We start from the raw sequence: 15,644 nt of genomic DNA, 5'->3' as shown, positions 1-15,644 counted from the left end.
TACTGCCCGGGGGACGGTACGAGACGGTGGGGGAGTGAGGGCACGTGGACGTGAACGATCTGCTGACCGAGGGGTACGGGCGGCTGCCCGACCTGGTCGCCGGCGCGCTCGACGGGCTCGGCCCGGAGCAGTTGCGGCAGGCCCCGGTGGACGGGGCGAACCCGGTCGGCTGGCTGGTCTGGCACCTGACCCGGATCCAGGACCATCACGTCGCCGACGTGATGGGCAAGGAGCAGCTCTGGGTCGGCGGCGACTGGGCGCGGCGGTGCGGCCTGCGTCCCGACCCGGACGACACCGGCTACGGCCACGGCCCCGAGCAGATCGCGGCGGTCCGCCCGGACGACGGCGGCGTGCTGCGCGACTACCACCGCGCGGTGGTGGACCGCAGCCTGGCCTACCTGCGCGGGTTGGGGCCGGCCGACCTGGACCGGGTCGTGGACGACAACTGGGACCCGCCGGTCACCCTCGGCGTACGGCTGGTCAGCGTGCTCGACGACGACCTCCAGCACGTCGGTCAGGCCGCGTACGTGCGCGGGCTCATCCGGCGCTGACCGCGTCCCGGGCGCGGCGCAGCGCGGCGTGCCCGAGCAGGTGACAGGCCTGTGCCTCGGGGGAGGTGCCCGGCGCGGCGAAGTCCGGCGCCCCGCTGACCCCGGTCACCCGTCCGGGCCCGTCGACGCGGCGGGCGGCGGCGGCCAGCAGGTCCGCCCCCACGTCGAGCCACGAGCGGGACAGCCAGCCGTCGGCCACCCCGGTCAGTGCCGCGTACCCGAGCAGTTGGGCCGTGTTCGCCTCGCGGAACGTGCCGGGGTCGTCGAGCACGTCGGGGAAGAGCCCGTCGTCGGTCCGGTACGCCAGACAGGCGGTGAGCATCTCCTCGGCGTGCCCGGCCAGCTCGGCGCGGAGCCCGGCCGGCCAGACCGCCGCCGGGCGCAGCGCCCGGGCGATCCCGGCGACCACCCAGCCGTTGCCGGTGCCCCAGGGCTCCGGCCGGTCCAGCTCGCCCCGGTCCTCGTCCCAGCGGGCCGCGTACAGGCCGGTGCGGGGGTCGTGCAGTCGCCGGCGGTGCCCGGTGACCTGTGCGGCGGCCAGCTCCGTGTGGCCGGTCAGGGCCAGCAGCGGCACCGTCATGTAGACCGTGTCGGCCCACACCTGACGGCCGTCGAGCAGGTGGAACAGCGTGCCGTCGGCAGCCCGGGGCGCCCGGCGCGCGAGCCAGTCGAGCTGCGCGTCCAACGCGGCGGCGTACCTCGGGTCCCCGGTCGCGACGGCCGCGTGCCGGACCACCTCGCCGCACGCGGCGCCGTTCACCGCCCCCACCGAGCCGGCCCACTCGCCGAGCCGCCCGTCCGGCCGCCGGCGGGTCACCGCCGCGTCGGCGACCAGCACCGCCGCCTCCGGCAGCCCGAGGTCGAGCAGCGCCTGGCCGGTGATCCCCTGCTCCCAGGACTCCCGCTGCATGGTCAGCAGCGCGAGCAGCACCCGGTCGGCGGTGGCGTCCCCGGTCGTCCACATGCCCGTCCCGGTACCCCGCGCGGCCGCCCCACTCACCCGCACCGGGTGAGTTCGCCTCACCCGCCTCCCGGGGACGCTGCGGGAACGGCACGACGAGGAAGGGGACCGGATGAGCGCCTCCGCCGCGGAGCACCTGGCCCGAGGAGCGGCCGGCCGGCATCCGGAGCTGCCCGAGACCACCTCCGGCACGATCCGCCTGGACCTGCGGGACGGTGGGCACACCGAGCACTGGTATCTGACCATCGACCGGCAGGACGTCCAGGTGGCCCGGCTGGCCGAGGAGGCGGAACTGGTGGTCCGCGCCGACCGGGAGGTCTTCGACCGGATCGCGGCCGGACGGCTGCACCTGGCCGCCGCGCTGCTGCGCAACGACCTCACCGTGCAGGGCAACCTGAAGCTGCTCATGACGCTACGCCGGCTCTTCCCCGGCCCGCCCGACGCCCGGCACCCCCGGGACGTCGCCGGCTTTCCCTACCGGGTGGGCGCCCGATGAAACAGGAACTGGTCTCCGTCCTCAACGGCAACGCGTTCGCGATGGGCGACGCGCAGGGCGACATGGAGGCCGACCCGTGCGCCCCGATCGGGCTCTTCTCCTTCGACACCCGGTTCCTCTCGCACTGGGTGCTGACCGTCGACGGCGAGCGGTTGCAGGCGCTGTCCCGCGACGACCTGACCTACTTCGAGACCCGCTTCGTGCTGGTGCCCGGCACCGCGAGCCACTACGTCGACGCGGACGTCTCGGTCATCCGGCACCGCTCCATCGACGAGGCGTTCGACGAGCGGATCACGGTGTTGAACCACTCCGCCCGGCCGGCCGAGTTCACCGTGCGGATGGAGATCGGCAGCGACTTCGCCGACACCGCCGAGATCCTGCGACCCGTGCCGCGCGAACCGGTCGTCGTCGCCGACACCGACGGGCGCCAGCTGCGGATCCGCTACGAGCGGGGCCGGTTCACCCGGGAGACGTACGTCTCCAGCACCGCGCCGGTGGAGGTCGACGGGCGCGGCATGACGTTCCGGATCCGCATCGAGCCGGACGGCCAGTGGCAGACCGACCTGCACGTCGGCATGGTCATCCACGGCGCCGGGGGACGCGACCTGCGCGCCGACATCGAGTCCCACCGCCAGCACGTCCGCGAGGGCATGCGCGACGACCTGCGGCACTGGTTCGACCAGGCGCCGCACCTCGTCGCCGACCGGGCGGCCCTCGGCGCCGCCTACCGGCAGGCGTTGGCCGACCTGGCCGCGCTGCGCTACACGCCGCTGGCGTACACCGACCGGGTGCCGGTCGGCGGGTTGCCCTGGGCGATGACGCTCTACGGCCGCGACGCCCTGGTCACCTGCCTGGAGACGCTGGCGTTCACGCCCGAGCTGACGCCGGCCACGCTGCGCATGCTCGCGCTGTTGCAGGGCGGCCAGCTCGACGACTACCACGACGAGGAACCCGGCAAGATCCTCAGCGAGCTGCGGTACGGCGAGGCGGCCGCGTTCGACGAGCAGCCCACCGCCCTCTACTACGGTGCGGCCGACACCACCCCGCTCTTCGTCGTGCTGCTCGACGAGTACGAGCGGTGGACCGGCGACGCCGACCTGGTCCGGCAGCTGCGCCACCCGGCCCGGATGGCGCTGGACTGGCTGACCGACTACGGCGACCCGTACGGCGACGGCTACCTGCGCTACCAGCCGCGCAACACGGTCAACGGGGTGGCGAACCAGACCTGGCGGAACTCGCCGGACGCGATCGTCGACCGCACCGGCGTCGAGCCCCCGTTCCCCCGGGCCACGTGCGAACTCCAGGGCTACGCGTACGACGCGCGGGTCCGGGGCGCCCGGCTGGCCCGGGAGTTCTGGGACGACCCGGAGTACGCCGAGCAGCTGGAGGCCGACGCGGCGCGCCTGCGCGAGCGGTTCAACCGGGACTTCTGGCTGCCGCACCGGGGCTACTACGCGCTGGCCCTCACCCCGGACGGCGAGCCGGTCGACGCGCTCACCTCCGGTCTCGGACACCTGCTGTGGAGCGGCATCGTCGAGCCGGACCGGGCCGACGCGCTGGCCGCGCACCTGTGCGGGCCGGACCTCTTCTCCGGCTGGGGCGTACGCACCTACGCCGACGGCCAGCGGCCGTACAACCCGGTCGGCGCGCACCTCGGCGCGGTCTGGCCGTCGGACAACGCGCTCGTCGCGGCCGGCCTGCGCCGGTACGGCTTCGACGCGGAGGCGGCCCAGATCGCCGCCGGCGTGTTCGCCGCGGCCGAGACGCTCGGCGGATCGGTCCCGGAGGTGATCGCCGGCTACCCGCGCGCCCTCACCAAGTACCCGGTCCAGTTGCCGGCGGCGGGTCGCCCCCAGTCGTGGGCCTCCGGCGGCCTGCTGATGCTGCTGTCGACGATGCTCGGGCTGCGTCCGTGCGGGGAGAACCTGCTGGTCGACCCCGCGATCCCGACCGGCTACGGCCGGATCGAGCTGCTCGACGTGCCGGGCCGCTGGGGCCGGACCGACTCGTACGGCCGGGAGCGGGGCAGCGGACGGCGGGCCCGGGTCGGTGACCAGGCGGGCGTGCGGCGCGCCGCCTGACCCGTCGGAGTTCAGCCGGACGCGGTGGGCTGCCGTAGCGCCGGGTCTTCCCGCGTCGGCTGCTCCGGTGCGGCGCCCCGGCGTCGGACGAGCAGCCGGTCGACGCCCACGAAGAGCAGACCCAACAGCCAGAACACGACGGCGAACCCGACCGCGCTCACCCCGACGCCGTCGTAGCCGAGCTGCCCCGCGTCGAGGAACGGGTACGGGTAGCGGTGCACGACCAGCCCGCGCACCAGCGCGAAACCGAGGTACGCCAGCGGGAAGACCAGCCACCAGGCGGCGTACCGGGGACGCAGTCGGCCGCGCCGGTCGAACAGCGCCCAGTCGGCGATCGCGAGCAGCGGCACCACGGTGTGCAGGAACTGGTTGCCCCACCACTCGCCCGGCTCCCGGTGCGGCTGGACCATGGCGAACGGGCTGGCCGGGTTCGCCAGCACCAGGTGGTAGACCGTGCCCGTGATGGTGATGTAGAGCGTCACCGCGCCCTTGAGCACGCTCGGCGGCTCCGGCCGGTCGCGCAGCGCGCACCAGGCGGTGTAGCCGGCGAAGACGCCGACCGCCACGTTGCTCTGGATGGTGAAGTAGGGCAGCAGGCCGGTGATCGTGGCCGGGCCGAGCGCGGTCAGCACGATGCCGGCCACCACGCCGAGCACCACGGCCAGGCGCAGGAGGATCGCCAGTCGGCGACGCCGGGGGGTCACCGGGGCACGTTAGCAGCCGGTCGTCAGCCCGGGCGTCGGCCGGTCGGCGGGCCGGCCGGGCCGAGCGGGCGGCCGGAGCCGCCAGCGGTGGTCGGCTGCGGCGGCGGGCCCGAGCCGTCCGGTCCCGGGGGCCCGGAGCCCGCGGGACCCGGTGGTCCGGGGCCGACGGGCGGGCGGGATTCGTCGGGACCGGCCGCCCCGGGGAGCAGGTCGGCGCAGTAGCCGGGCACCCGGCGGGGGCCGCCGGCGGCGGCGACCAGGCCGGCGAACGCCGGGGTGTCCAGGGCGCGCTCGCGCTCCGGCTCCGCCAGCCGGTGGTAGGCGGTGCAGAGCCGGGCCGACGCGAGCGGGTCGGCCGCCGAGGGCGTCGGCTCGCCGGTCCGGTCGCCCGGGCTCGTCGTCGGGAGCGGTCCGGCGACGGGCCGGCTGCCGCCGGAGGCGTCGCCCGCCGGCGTCCGGTCGCCGGCGGGCCCGGGCAGGCTCCCGGTGGCGGCGGCCAGTGCCACGCCGCCGCCGAGGGACGCGAGCACGGCGGCGACCGCGAGCTTGCCGCCGAGCAACCCGGCGAACCGTCGTGCGGGCCGGCGCCCGGTGTCGCCCCGGGGGGCCGCCCGCCACCGGTCGCCCGGCCGGGACCCGCCGGTCGGCCGGGCCGCGCGCGGTACGCCGATCGGCTGCCGGTCGGCTGGTCGGGCCGCCACGACCGCGCCGGCCCGCGCCTCCCGGAACGCGGCGACCGCGGCGGTCTCACCGCTGACCTCGCCGGTGCCGGGCGGGACCCGGACGGCGTCGAGCAGACGGGTCAGCGCCAGCGGCCCGTCGGCGGAACCGACGAGCAGCCGCTCGACGGTTTCCTGGTCCAGGCGGGGTGCGTCCATCTCGTGACCCTCAGCGCCGCCACCTGGCCCGGTGTCACACGATCGCCCGTGCCACGACGGTGAGGTGGGTCACGTCGGCGGTCAACCCATCGTCTTCGCCCCGTCGATGGACTCCCGGATGATGTCGGCGTGGCCCGCGTGCTGGGCGATCTCGGCGACCAGGTGCAGCAGCACCCGGCGCACCGTCCACGCGGCGCCGCGCTCGAACCACGGCTGGTCGGGCAGGGCGTGCGCCGCGTCCAGGTCGAGCGTGGCGACCAGGGCGTCGGTCCCGGCGGCCACCCGGTCGAACTCGGCGAGCAGCCCGGCCAGCGTGTCGGTCGGATCCATCCGGAACTGGCCGGCCCAGTCGACCGGCTCGCTGCTCATGGCCTCGGCCCCGCCCACCGCGAAGCGGGCCCACATCCGCTCCGTGATCGCCACGTGCTTGACGATCCCGCCGAGGCACAGCGCGCTGACCGTGCTCCGGCGCGCCGCCTGCTCGTCGTCGAGCCCGGCCACCGTCTGCCGCAGGAAACCGCGGTGCCGGCGCAGGGCGGCGAGCAGATCCGCCCGCTCCCCGGTGAGAACCTCGTCGCTGACGTCCATGCCGCCCGCCCTTCCGATCGACGACCCGACGTCACCGTACGACCCCGCACCGACAGTTCCGAGGCTCCACACCGGAGCCTCCGGTTGCCGATCCGTCCGGGTGGCGGTGAACTGAATGACATGGGTGTCATCAAGGTGGGCACGTCCTCGTGGGCCGACCAGATGCTGGTCCGCTCCGGCTGGTACCCGCGCGGGGTCAACACGCCGGCCGGCCGGCTGGGCTGGTACGCGGAGCACTTCGGTCTGGTCGAGGTGGACACCTCGTACTACGCGGTGCCGGCCCCGGAGACGACCGCGGCGTGGGCCGCCGCCACCCCACCCGGGTTCACCTTCGACGTCAAGGCGTTCCGGCTCTTCACCGGCCACCACACCCCGGTCGACGCGCTGCCCCGGGATCTGCGGCCGGCCGGCGGGCCGAGCCGGGTCCGCTGGCGTGACCTGCCCGCCGGGGCGTACGACGAGCTGTGGGACCGGTTCCACGCGGCGCTGGCGCCGCTCGCGGCGGCCGACCGGCTCGGCGCGGTGCTGTTGCAGTTCCCGCCCTGGCTGGCCCGGGGCGAGGCGGCCCGGCGGCGGATCCTGGCCGCGGCGCGGCGGTGCCGGCCCTGGCCGGTCACCGTCGAGCTGCGACACTCCTCGTGGTTCAGCGAGGACGCCGTGGTGGACACCGTGACGTTCCTGCGCGAGAACGGGCTCGGGTACGCCTGTGTGGACATGCCGCAGGGGCACGCCTCCTCGGTGCCACCGATCCTCGTCGCCACCACCGACCTGGCCGTGATCCGCTTCCACGGGCACAGCACCGCCTGGGAGAGCGGCGACAAGCAGGACCGGTTCCGTTACGCCTACGGCGAGCGGGAGCTGCGGCACTGGTCGGTGCTGCTGCGCGAGCTGGCCGACCAGAGCGCCGAGCTGCACGTGCTGATGAACAACTGCTGCGGCGACCAGGCCCAACGGGACGCCGCCCGCCTCGCCGCCCTGCTCGACGTCGCCCCCGCCACGGCGCGGGCCTGAAGGTTTCCCCACCCCGACCCCGGGTACCGCCGCTGTCGCCGACGAACGAACGCGAGGGGGACACGTGGAGGAACGACGCGACGAGGCCGGCCGGGACCCCCGGGCGACCCGGGAGGCCGAGGAGGCGCACGGCGGCAGCATGGCGCCGGACCTGGTGGACGACACCGGGCACCGGGTGGCCGACCCGCCGGTGCCGGACAACGAGCCGTCGGCGCCGGGCCGGCCGGGTGAGGACGGCACCGGCTCCTGACGGTCACGCTCAGGGGCGGGTCTCCGGGCGCATCCCGGTCGCCTCCTCCAGCGCGTTGTCGCCGAGGTCGCCGTCCGCCCGGTCGTCCGGGAACGTCCGTCGCGACGGGGCCGGATCGGGCGGCGCGCCCGGCCCCGCCTCGGTCGTCCGGGTCGGTTCGACCGGTCCGAACCCGTGCCGGCCCGCCTTCGGGCCGCCCGGTCCGGCTCCGGCCGCGCGACGCTCACCGCGCCGGCCCTCGGGTACGGCGGTCTCCTCACTGCCCTCGTCCATCGGGTCGCGGTCACCCGCGCCCCACGGCGGGTCGGCGTCGAAGCCGTCGGTGGTGCCCCACGGCGCGGCCGACTCCGGCCCGCGCCCCTCGCCCGGGGCGTCCCTGTTCGTCATGGTCTCACCTCACCCTGCCTGGATCGCCCGGCGCCGGTCGTCCGGCACACGTCGGGTAGGGGCCCGCACCGCGCGGCCGGCGGCCCGCCCCGACGTGGGTCGCCGGCCGCGCGGTGGTCAGCGAGCCGCGCCGACCAGGGAACGCCCGGCCGCGCCCATGGCGGCCATCTTGCCGAGGTTCTTCGGCATCCCGCCGGCCCGGTTGAGCATGCCGCGGAACACCTGCCCCGGCTTCTGCTGCTCGCTCATGTACGCCGTCACCACGACCAGCGCGCCGGTCAGCGCCGGGATCGCCCACTGGAGCATCTTCATCTGCCGCTGGTTGGCCGCGACGTTCGCCGGGGTGTGGTGGTGCGGCTCGGTGGTCCCCATGACGGGCGGCCCGCCCGCCTTCTCCAGCTTCATGCCGACCAGCCGGCTGTAGCCGGTCACCGCCAGCGCGGCGACGGTCAGCCCGGTCTTCACCGCGCTGGCCTTTCCCACCCCCGCCTGTCGGGCCATCCGCGGGCTCTCGGTGACCAGTTCGCCGACCGCGCCGGCCAGGTGCGCGCCGATCGCCGCCGCGTTCACCGGCGTCCAGCGGGCCCACCCGGCCGAGGCCACCGGCAACCGCTGGGTCGAGTCGTCGATTCGTGCCGCCGCGCCGTTGACGCCGAGCGCTCCCATCAGGGAGCCCCCGAACCATGCCGCCAGGCCCAGGTCGTGCATCGAGCGCAGCGTGGTGTGCCGTTCGGACATCAGATCCCCCTCCGCCGTGTTCGGGCGGTGCGGCATACCCGTCCTCGGCGTGCTCACGCCCGCGAATCGCGGGCCGGCAGCGTGTCGACGAAGGCGGCGACCCGGCCGGCCAGCGGCGTGGCGGCACGAACCCAGGTGAAGTGGTCCAGCGCCGCGCCGGCCTCGGCGACCGTGTAGCGGTGCCGGGTCACCGGCGCGGCGGCCAGCTTGCCGCAGAGGTGGTCCAGCGTCTCGTGCGGCGTGTACTGGTCGTCGTCGACGCTGATCGCGAGCACCGGGGTGCGGATCCGTCGCACGGCGGCCTCCGTGTCGACGCCGTCCAGCGCCGGGAACCGGCCGGTGCGGGCGGTGTGCGCCCAGTCCCGGATCACGCCGCGCGCCTGCCGGCCGCCGAACCCCCAGCCGGGCCAGACGCCGAGCAGTCGGGCCGCCGCCGCGATGCCCTGGGTGTACGGCAGCACGCCCCAGCCGCGCAGCCCCGGATACCGGCGCCACCACGGGATGCCCACCGCGACCAGGGCCAGCCCGTCCACCCGGTCGGCGTCGTGCAGCGCCTGGTGCAGCACGGCGACCTGACCGCCCAGCGAGTGCCCGAGCAGCAGCCGGGTGCGGCCGTCCAGTCGGGGCTTGAGCGCGTCGAGTACCGCGCCGACGTCGGTGGCCAGGTCGGCGTAGCCGTACCGGCAGGTGCGGGCGGGGGCGGGGGTGCTCTCCCCGGTGCCGCGCAGGTCGGCCACGACCACGGCGAGCCCGGCGTCGCGCAGCGCGGTGACGAACGGCCGGTAGTAGCGGGCCCGCACACCCATGGCCGGCCAGATCAGCACCACCGGCGCGCCGGGCGGCCCGGCCGGCTCCGGGTAGATCTGCACGCCGAGGCGCGCCCCGTCGACGTCCACGTACTCCTGCGTGTACTCCCCGCTCACCGGCCCAGCGTACGGGCCGAAGCTACCGGCGGGTAGCAAGGGGTGGCGGGCCGGACGCCTGGACCGGCACCGCGCGGCGGGCGGCGGCCGCCTCCACCCGGCCCACGGCGGCCAGCACGTCCGGCACGTCCAGCGCGGCCAACGCCGGGTGCACCGCCGAACCGTCGGCGGGCGGGTGCGGGCCGGCCCAGAGCGCCTCGTGCCACGGCCGGTCCGGCGGCGGTCCCCACTGCGCCGGCGGCACCGGGCCGAACAGCAGCACCGACGCGGTGGCGTAGGCGGTGGCCAGGTGCCCCACACCGGTGTCGCCGCAGACCACCAGCCGGGCGTGCGCCACCAGCGAGGCCAGCTCGCCCACGTCGGTCGCGCCGGCCAGCACGGCGTCCGCCGGCATCCCCGCCGCCCGGGCCACCGCCGCGGCCAGGTCCCGCTCGCCGGGGCCGCCGGTGACCACCACCCGGTGCCCGCGCCCGGCCAGCTCCCGGGCCACCGCGGCGAAGCGGGGCACCGGCCAGCGCCGCCGCGCCGCCTTCGCGCCCGGGTGCACGACGGTGACGCCGACCGGCAGCGGGCCCGGGTCGGGGCGGCGCAGCGCCAGGTCCGACCGGTCGGCCGGCACGCCGTACCAGGCCAGCATCCGGCACCAGCGGTCCACCTCGTGCTCGTCGGCCCGCCACGGCGGCCCGTCGACCGTCCCGGCCTCGGGGTTGGCGAAGGCCAGCAGCCGCCCGGGCCGGAGCGCGGCCAGCATCCGGTGCGACTGCGGGCCGCGCCCGTGCAGGTTCACCGCCAGCTCCGGGGACGGGCCGGACCACCCGAGGTGGCCCAGCCCGTCCGCGTGGACCTGCCGGTCCACGCCGCCGACCAGGTCGACCAGCGGCGCCAGCCAGCGCGGCGCGACCAGCGCCAGCTCCTCCCGGGGGTACGCGGCACGCAGCGCGCGCAGCGCCGGCACCCCGGTGGCGAGGTCACCGACGCCGAGCGCCCGCAGCACGAGGATCACGGGTACGAGGACTCCTGCTCGGCGCAGACCACCAGCTCCCGCACCGCGCAGCCGGGCGGCTGGGACAGCGCGAACATGACCGCCTCGGCGGTGTCCGCCGGGTCGTTGAGGATCGCGTCCGGGCCCGGCTTGTACTTCTCGTCCCGGTCGTCGAAGAACGCGGTCCGCATGCCGCCCGGGATCAGCAGCGTCACCCCGACCCGGCCGGCCAGCTCGGCGGCGAGCGACCGGGTGAAGCCCACCACCCCGAACTTCGCCGCGCAGTACGCGGTCGCGTCGCCGACCGCCTTCACGCCGAGGGTCGAGGCCACGGTCACCACCGTGCCGTGCGTCCGCTCCAGCTCGGGCAGGGCGGCCCGGACCACCGCGGCGGTGCCGAGCAGGTTGATCGCCACGATCCGGTCCCAGGTGACGCCGTCGACGTCGGCCAGCCGGCCGGGCACGTCCATGCCGGCGGCGGTGACCACGCCGGTGAGCCCGCCGGCCTGCTCGGCGATCTGCCGGGTGGCCGCCTCGGCGGCGCGGGTGTCCGCCAGGTCGCACTCCACCCAGGGCACGCCGGCGGCCGGCGCCCGGCGGTCCAGCACGTACGGTCGACCGCCGGCCTTGGCCACGGCGGCGACCACCGCCGCGCCGAGCCCGCTCGACCCGCCCGTGACGAGGACGGTGCGGTCCTTCCACTGCCTGGTCATACGACTCCCCTGACGAGGTGCAGGCCGCGCTGGCGCGCGGCGGAGATGGTGCCGGTGGTGGACCGGCCGGCCAGATAGGGGACGGTGACCACCCGTCCGCCCCAGCGGCGGACCAGCTCCGCCTCGGGCAGCTCCCCGGCGTCGTAGTCGCCGCCCTTGACCCAGACGTCCGGGCGCAGCCGGGCCAGCACCTGGTGCGGGGTGGGCTCGTCGAAGACCACCACCGCGTCGACGCAGTCCAGCGCGGCCAGCAGCCGGGCCCGGTCCTCGGCCGGGTTGACCGGACGGTCCGGGCCCTTGAGTCCGCGGACGCTGCGGTCGGAGTTGAGGCAGACGATCAGGCAGTCGCCGAGGCGGCGGGCCGCCCGCAGGGTGGCCAGGTGTCCGGCGTGCAGGATGTCGAAGCAGCCGCCGGTGGCGACCACGGTGCCGCCGCCGGCGCGTACCGTGCCGGCCAGGTCCTCGGCGGTGCGCGCGGCGTCGGGCAGGGCCGTCGGCGCCGGTTCCCGGCCGAGTCCGGCCGCACCGCCGGCGGCCACGTACGCCGACGCCGCCTCGACCGCCGCGCGGACCGCCTCGGTGACCGACGCGCCGTCGCCGAGCGCCAGCGCGGCGGTGGCCGCGAACCGGTCCCCGGCGCCGCAGGTGTCCTCGACGTGGTCCGGCACGGACGTCGGTGGCACCACCACCGGGCTCCCGCCCCCGTGGCAGAGCACCGCCCCGTCCGGCCCGGTCGTCACCGCGACCGCGCCGACCCGCCATCGGCGGCGCAGCTCCTGCCCGGCGCGGGTCGCCGTGGAGAGCGGCGAGCCTCCGCCCGCGTCGCCGGTGAGCCGGCGCAGCTCGTCGAGGTTCGGCGTGGTCAGCCGGGTGCCCGGCACCGCCGCGGCGCCGCGCGGATGCGGGTCCCAGACCACCGGGGCGGTCGCCCGGGCCAGGGCGGCGCGCAGCGTCGGCTGCCGCAGCAGCCCTCGGCCGTAGTCGCTGACCAGGACCGCGCCCGCCCGGCCGAGCAGTTCGCGTACCGCCTCCGACGGCTCGCCGGGCGCCCGCGGATCGCCGCCCCGGTCGAGCCGCAGCAGCGTCTGCCCGCCGCAGCGGAGTCGGATCTTCTCGGCGGTGGCGCCGGGCAGGTGCACCGGGTAGACGTCGACGCCGGCACCGGCCAGCAGCTCGGCCAGGCGGGCGCCGCCGGCGTCGTCCGCGAGCGCGGTGACCAGCGCGACCTCGCCGGCCTGGGCGGCGGCGAGCAGGGCGGCCAGGCCGGCGCCGCCGGGCCGGTCGGTGGTGGTGCGTTCGTCGAGCACCGGCACGGGGGCGTCCGGGCAGACCCGGCTGACCGTGCCGTCGACGTCGCGGTCCAGCAGCGCGTCGCCGACCACCACCAGCGGGCCGCTCACGGCTCCACCCAACCGGTGCCGGTGCTGCCGCCGTTGCGGTGGTGCCCGTTCGCGCCGTGCCCGTTCGACCCGTGCCCGCCGCCGAGCGGCGCGACACCGTCGACCGAGGCCAGCACCAGGCCGTCCCGGCCGGCCCGGTCCCGCCCGCCCTCCGGTGACCGGCCGGCGCGCGCCGGCTCCCGCCAGGGCGCGCGGGGCAGCTGCCGGACCAGCGGCAACGCCTGGTCGACGTACTCGCAGAGCAGGTGCGTGGAGACCAGGTGCAGCTCCTGCACGACCTGGCTGTCGTCCGACGGCACGGCCAGCGCGTCGTGGCAGAGGTCGGCGAGAGGGTTGGGGGCGGGGCCGGTGAAGGCCCAGCAGCGTAGGCCGGTGTCGTGGGCGGCGTGGGCGGCGGTGAGGAGGTTGGGGCTGGTGCCGCTGGTGGACAGGAGCAGGAGGAGGTCGTCGGGTCGGCCGTGGGCGCGGACCTGGCGGGCGAAGATCTCGTCGTATCCGTAGTCGTTGCCGATGGCGGTGAGGGCGCTGGTTTCGGCGTGCAGGGCGATGGCGGACAGGGGTTGGCGGTCGTGGCGGAGTTTGCCGACGAGTTCGGCGGTGAGGTGTTGGGCTTCGGCGGCGCTGCCGCCGTTGCCGGCTACCAGCAACCGCCCGCCCCGGGCCAGCGTCCAGGCCAGCTCGCTGCCCCAGGACGCCAGCCGCTGCGCCTCCCGCCGGTACGGCAGCAGCGCCGCGGCCAGCCCGGACAGGTGCGCGTCGAGCGTGTCGAGCGGGGTCATCAGGCCACCGCCGACGCGGGACGGGTCGCGGCGGCCACCGAGGCGTAGACCGCGCCGAGCTGCTCGGCGCACCGCTTCCACGAGTACCGGCTGCGGATGCGGTCCAGCGCGGCGGTGGCGTACGCGAACCGGCGCACGTTGTCGGCGAGCAGCCGGCGCAGCGCGGCGCCCAGCGCGCGCGGGTCGCGCGGCGGCACCAGGTCACCGGTCAGCCCGTCCACCACGCTGTCGGCGATGCCGCCGACGTCGGTGCCGATCACCGGCACGCCGCAGGCCATCGCCTCCAGCGGGGTGAGCCCGAACGGCTCGTACCAGGGGGCGGCGACCAGCACGTCCGCCGAGCGGTACCAGGCGCCCATCTCCTCGCGCGGCACGCCGCCGAGCAGCCGGACCCGGTCGGCCACGCCGCACGACTCGGCCAGCGCGGACAGCCGGCGGGCGAACGTGTCCGCCGGGAGCAGGTCGGCCGGCGGCCCGCCGACCACCACGCACTCGGCGTCCGGGACGGCGGGCAACGCCCGGACCACGTCGAGGAAGCCCTTGCGCTCGACCATCCGGCCGACGGTGAGGATGCGGCGGCGGGCCGGGTCGCGCGGCGCGACCGGGCCGTCGGGCCGGAACACCGCCTCGTTGACGCCGGAGGGGACCAGCGCCATCCGTGACCTCGGCACCCCCATCCGGACCAGTTCGCGGACCTCGTCCTCGCACTGCACGACCACCCGGTCGACGGCCCGGCCGAGCGCCCGCTCGTAGCCGACCCGCCCCGGTGGACTGGTGTCCCGGGTGCCCTGGTGGCGGCGCTTGACGCTGCCGAGCGCGTGGTACGTCAGCACGGTCGGCACCCCGGTACGGCGACCGGCGTGCACGGTGGCGAGCCCGCTCATCCAGAAGTGCGCGTGGGCCACGTCCGGGGTCCAGCCGCCGTGGCGCCAGGTGTCCGCCAGCCAACTGCCGAACTCGCCCATGTACGGCAGCAGGTCGTCCTTGGGCACCCGTCGGGCCGGGCCGGCCGGCACGTGCCACACCTGGTAGCCGTCCGGCGCGGGGACCGCCTCGGGCAGCGCGGGGGAGTCGCGGCGGGTGTAGACGCGGACGTCGTGGCCGGCGTCGACCAGCGCGGACGCGAGTTCCGCCACGTGGGTGTTCTGCCCACCGGCGTCCTCCTCGCCGAGGACGGCGAGCGGGCTGGCGTGCTCGGAAATCATCGCGATGCGCATGTCTCCTCCTCCATGATCCGGTCCCAGTCGGCGAGGAACCGGTCCAGGCCGAACCGTTGCTTGGCCACGTCGCGGGCCCGCGTACCGAGCCGGTGCGCGGCGTCCCGGTCCTCGGTCAGCCAGCGCGCCGCCTCGACGAGCGTCTCCACCCGGGTGGAGAGCACCCCGGCGTCCGGCGGCACGGCGTCCACCGCCTCGGTGGTGGCCAGGGCCACCACCGGCATGCCCATGGTCATCGCCTCGATCAGGCTGAGCCCGAGTGAGGTCCAGCGGCACAGGTGCAGGTAGGCGCGGCGCCGGGCCAGTTCGGTGTGCATGGCGTGCTGCGGCAGGTCCTCGTGGCCGCTCACCGGCAGGCCGGGCGCGCCGGCCGAGGCGAGCGCCTCGGGCAGTCCGGCCACACCCATGCCGAACACGTCCAGCGGCGCGACCGCCGCGAAGCGCGGCATCAGGTCGGTGCCGGTGATCCGCCAGCGGCGTACCGGCTCGTTGGTCACCACGGCGAGGCGGTCGAGTTCGCCGGTCCATTCGGTGGTGGGGGGGACGACGCCGTGTTCGATGACGGTGGTGCGGGTGGTGCCGTTGTCGTAGAAGAGTTCGTTGAAGTGGGTGACGTGGGTGAGCAGGAGGTCGTCGCGGTCGGCCATGGGGTGGCGGGTGTGGGGCACGTCGCCCTTGGGGGTGTTGTGTTCGACGTAGATCGCGGGCAGGTCGCGTCCGGGGCGGCGGCGCAGCCATTCGGTGGCCAGGTCGAGTTCTTCGGGGCGTTGCAGGATGACCAGGTCGACGTCGGTGTGGGCGAGGTCCTCGGGGGTGATCTCGAGGGCGTTGTCGGGCCAGGGGTAGGTGCGGGCGCGGCCGAGTCCGTAGGGGCCGCGGTCGGGGGTGACGGGTACCAGGTAGCGGTGTTTGCCGTGGACGAACGACGTGGTCCACGAGCCGTGCACGTGCCACAGCAGAACGTTCATCTCTCTCCTCGTCGGCG

18 protein-coding genes are annotated in these 15,644 nt (G+C 76.3%); 5 read left to right on the top strand and 13 right to left on the bottom strand.

The features are described from left to right. Positions 1–44: 44 nt before the first annotated feature. Positions 45–551, top strand: a complete 507-nt coding sequence (locus GA0070622_RS23385; RefSeq protein WP_091578691.1) for a mycothiol transferase — start codon at positions 45–47, stop codon at positions 549–551. Here GA0070622_RS23385 and GA0070622_RS23380 read toward each other — a convergent pair. Further along, positions 538–1,515 (bottom strand): glycoside hydrolase family 88 protein, encoded by a 978-nt coding sequence (locus GA0070622_RS23380; protein ID WP_091578688.1) that lies wholly within the window; start codon positions 1,513–1,515, stop codon positions 538–540. The genes GA0070622_RS23385 and GA0070622_RS23380 overlap by 14 nt on opposite strands. A gap of 109 nt (positions 1,516–1,624) precedes the next feature. Here GA0070622_RS23380 and GA0070622_RS23375 point away from each other — a divergent pair, with 109 nt between their 5' ends. After that, positions 1,625–2,008 carry an SCP2 sterol-binding domain-containing protein gene (locus GA0070622_RS23375; RefSeq protein ID WP_091578685.1) on the top strand — a complete coding sequence of 128 codons (384 nt, stop codon included), beginning with the start codon at positions 1,625–1,627 and terminating at the stop codon, positions 2,006–2,008. Continuing rightward, the gene (locus tag GA0070622_RS23370) at positions 2,005–4,089 is read left to right on the top strand and encodes an amylo-alpha-1,6-glucosidase (protein WP_091578682.1); all 2,085 of its coding nucleotides are present in this window, start codon (positions 2,005–2,007) and stop codon (positions 4,087–4,089) included. The genes GA0070622_RS23375 and GA0070622_RS23370 overlap by 4 nt, the downstream gene beginning before the upstream one ends. 11 nt (positions 4,090–4,100) lie before the next feature. Here GA0070622_RS23370 and GA0070622_RS23365 read toward each other — a convergent pair whose 3' ends face one another. The 3 genes from GA0070622_RS23365 to GA0070622_RS23355 form a co-directional block, all read right to left on the bottom strand. Next, the gene (locus tag GA0070622_RS23365) at positions 4,101–4,793 is read right to left on the bottom strand and encodes a Pr6Pr family membrane protein (protein WP_091578680.1); all 693 of its coding nucleotides are present in this window, start codon (positions 4,791–4,793) and stop codon (positions 4,101–4,103) included. Between the two features lie 23 nt (positions 4,794–4,816). After that, the gene (locus tag GA0070622_RS32670) at positions 4,817–5,671 is read right to left on the bottom strand and encodes a hypothetical protein (RefSeq protein ID WP_091578677.1); all 855 of its coding nucleotides are present in this window, start codon (positions 5,669–5,671) and stop codon (positions 4,817–4,819) included. A gap of 81 nt (positions 5,672–5,752) precedes the next feature. After that, a complete protein-coding gene (locus GA0070622_RS23355; RefSeq protein ID WP_091578675.1) occupies positions 5,753–6,259 on the bottom strand; it encodes a DinB family protein in 507 nt (168 codons plus the stop codon). 120 nt (positions 6,260–6,379) lie between these two features. Between GA0070622_RS23355 and GA0070622_RS23350 the strand changes: the two genes are divergently transcribed. Next, positions 6,380–7,270 carry a DUF72 domain-containing protein gene (locus GA0070622_RS23350; RefSeq protein WP_091578673.1) on the top strand — a complete coding sequence of 297 codons (891 nt, stop codon included), beginning with the start codon at positions 6,380–6,382 and terminating at the stop codon, positions 7,268–7,270. Between the two features lie 64 nt (positions 7,271–7,334). After that, complete coding sequence (locus tag GA0070622_RS23345) at positions 7,335–7,520, top strand: GTPase activator (RefSeq protein ID WP_091578670.1); 186 nt, start codon at positions 7,335–7,337, stop codon at positions 7,518–7,520. Positions 7,521–7,529: 9 nt separating this feature from the next. Here the strand turns inward: GA0070622_RS23345 and GA0070622_RS23340 are convergent, their stop codons facing one another. From GA0070622_RS23340 to GA0070622_RS23300, 9 genes are all read right to left on the bottom strand, one after another. Next, entirely contained in the window at positions 7,530–7,907 is a 378-nt protein-coding gene (locus GA0070622_RS23340; protein WP_091578667.1) for a hypothetical protein, read from the bottom strand. Positions 7,908–8,024: 117 nt separating this feature from the next. After that, positions 8,025–8,645, bottom strand: a complete 621-nt coding sequence (locus tag GA0070622_RS23335; protein ID WP_091583812.1) for a hypothetical protein — start codon at positions 8,643–8,645, stop codon at positions 8,025–8,027. 53 nt (positions 8,646–8,698) lie between these two features. Then, the gene (locus GA0070622_RS23330) at positions 8,699–9,568 is read right to left on the bottom strand and encodes an alpha/beta hydrolase family protein (RefSeq protein ID WP_091578665.1); all 870 of its coding nucleotides are present in this window, start codon (positions 9,566–9,568) and stop codon (positions 8,699–8,701) included. 22 nt (positions 9,569–9,590) lie between these two features. Next, positions 9,591–10,571 carry a glycosyltransferase family 9 protein gene (locus GA0070622_RS23325; RefSeq protein ID WP_091578663.1) on the bottom strand — a complete coding sequence of 327 codons (981 nt, stop codon included), beginning with the start codon at positions 10,569–10,571 and terminating at the stop codon, positions 9,591–9,593. After that, entirely contained in the window at positions 10,568–11,263 is a 696-nt protein-coding gene (locus GA0070622_RS23320) for an SDR family oxidoreductase (protein WP_091578660.1), read from the bottom strand. Before GA0070622_RS23320 ends, GA0070622_RS23325 begins: the two co-directional genes overlap by 4 nt. Continuing rightward, positions 11,260–12,663, bottom strand: a complete 1,404-nt coding sequence (gene rfaE2, locus GA0070622_RS23315) for a D-glycero-beta-D-manno-heptose 1-phosphate adenylyltransferase (protein WP_091578657.1) — start codon at positions 12,661–12,663, stop codon at positions 11,260–11,262. The genes GA0070622_RS23320 and rfaE2 overlap by 4 nt, the downstream gene beginning before the upstream one ends. After that, positions 12,660–13,442, bottom strand: coding sequence for a D-sedoheptulose-7-phosphate isomerase (locus GA0070622_RS23310; protein ID WP_342672785.1), 783 nt, complete (start codon positions 13,440–13,442; stop codon positions 12,660–12,662). The genes rfaE2 and GA0070622_RS23310 overlap by 4 nt, the downstream gene beginning before the upstream one ends. Further along, positions 13,442–14,659, bottom strand: coding sequence for a glycosyltransferase (locus GA0070622_RS23305; RefSeq protein ID WP_091578654.1), 1,218 nt, complete (start codon positions 14,657–14,659; stop codon positions 13,442–13,444). Before GA0070622_RS23305 ends, GA0070622_RS23310 begins: the two co-directional genes overlap by 1 nt. Beyond that, positions 14,644–15,627 carry a glycosyltransferase gene (locus GA0070622_RS23300; RefSeq protein ID WP_091578652.1) on the bottom strand — a complete coding sequence of 328 codons (984 nt, stop codon included), beginning with the start codon at positions 15,625–15,627 and terminating at the stop codon, positions 14,644–14,646. The genes GA0070622_RS23305 and GA0070622_RS23300 overlap by 16 nt, the downstream gene beginning before the upstream one ends. Positions 15,628–15,644 lie beyond the last annotated feature (17 nt).

The sequence above is a fragment of the Micromonospora sediminicola genome, assembly GCF_900089585.1.
GTDB lineage: Bacteria > Actinomycetota > Actinomycetes > Mycobacteriales > Micromonosporaceae > Micromonospora > Micromonospora sediminicola.
Note: the sequence above shows the minus strand (reverse complement) of the source record. Positions and strands in the feature narration are given on the sequence as shown.

Excerpts from the sequence above, each read along its gene's own strand:
- GA0070622_RS23375 (WP_091578685.1), top strand. The coding sequence starts at position 1,625 with ATGAGCGCCTCCGCCGCGGAGCACCTGGCCCGAGGAGCGGCCGGCCGG.
- GA0070622_RS23380 (WP_091578688.1), bottom strand. The coding sequence starts at position 1,515 with ATGTGGACGACCGGGGACGCCACCGCCGACCGGGTGCTGCTCGCGCTG.
- GA0070622_RS23305 (WP_091578654.1), bottom strand. The coding sequence starts at position 14,659 with ATGCGCATCGCGATGATTTCCGAGCACGCCAGCCCGCTCGCCGTCCTC.
- GA0070622_RS23310 (WP_342672785.1), bottom strand. The coding sequence starts at position 13,442 with ATGACCCCGCTCGACACGCTCGACGCGCACCTGTCCGGGCTGGCCGCG.
- GA0070622_RS23355 (WP_091578675.1), bottom strand. The coding sequence starts at position 6,259 with ATGGACGTCAGCGACGAGGTTCTCACCGGGGAGCGGGCGGATCTGCTC.
- GA0070622_RS32670 (WP_091578677.1), bottom strand. The coding sequence starts at position 5,671 with ATGGACGCACCCCGCCTGGACCAGGAAACCGTCGAGCGGCTGCTCGTC.
- GA0070622_RS23335 (WP_091583812.1), bottom strand. The coding sequence starts at position 8,645 with ATGTCCGAACGGCACACCACGCTGCGCTCGATGCACGACCTGGGCCTG.
- GA0070622_RS23340 (WP_091578667.1), bottom strand. The coding sequence starts at position 7,907 with ATGACGAACAGGGACGCCCCGGGCGAGGGGCGCGGGCCGGAGTCGGCC.
- GA0070622_RS23320 (WP_091578660.1), bottom strand. The coding sequence starts at position 11,263 with ATGACCAGGCAGTGGAAGGACCGCACCGTCCTCGTCACGGGCGGGTCG.
- GA0070622_RS23350 (WP_091578673.1), top strand. The coding sequence starts at position 6,380 with ATGGGTGTCATCAAGGTGGGCACGTCCTCGTGGGCCGACCAGATGCTG.
- GA0070622_RS23300 (WP_091578652.1), bottom strand. The coding sequence starts at position 15,627 with ATGAACGTTCTGCTGTGGCACGTGCACGGCTCGTGGACCACGTCGTTC.
- GA0070622_RS23370 (WP_091578682.1), top strand. The coding sequence starts at position 2,005 with ATGAAACAGGAACTGGTCTCCGTCCTCAACGGCAACGCGTTCGCGATG.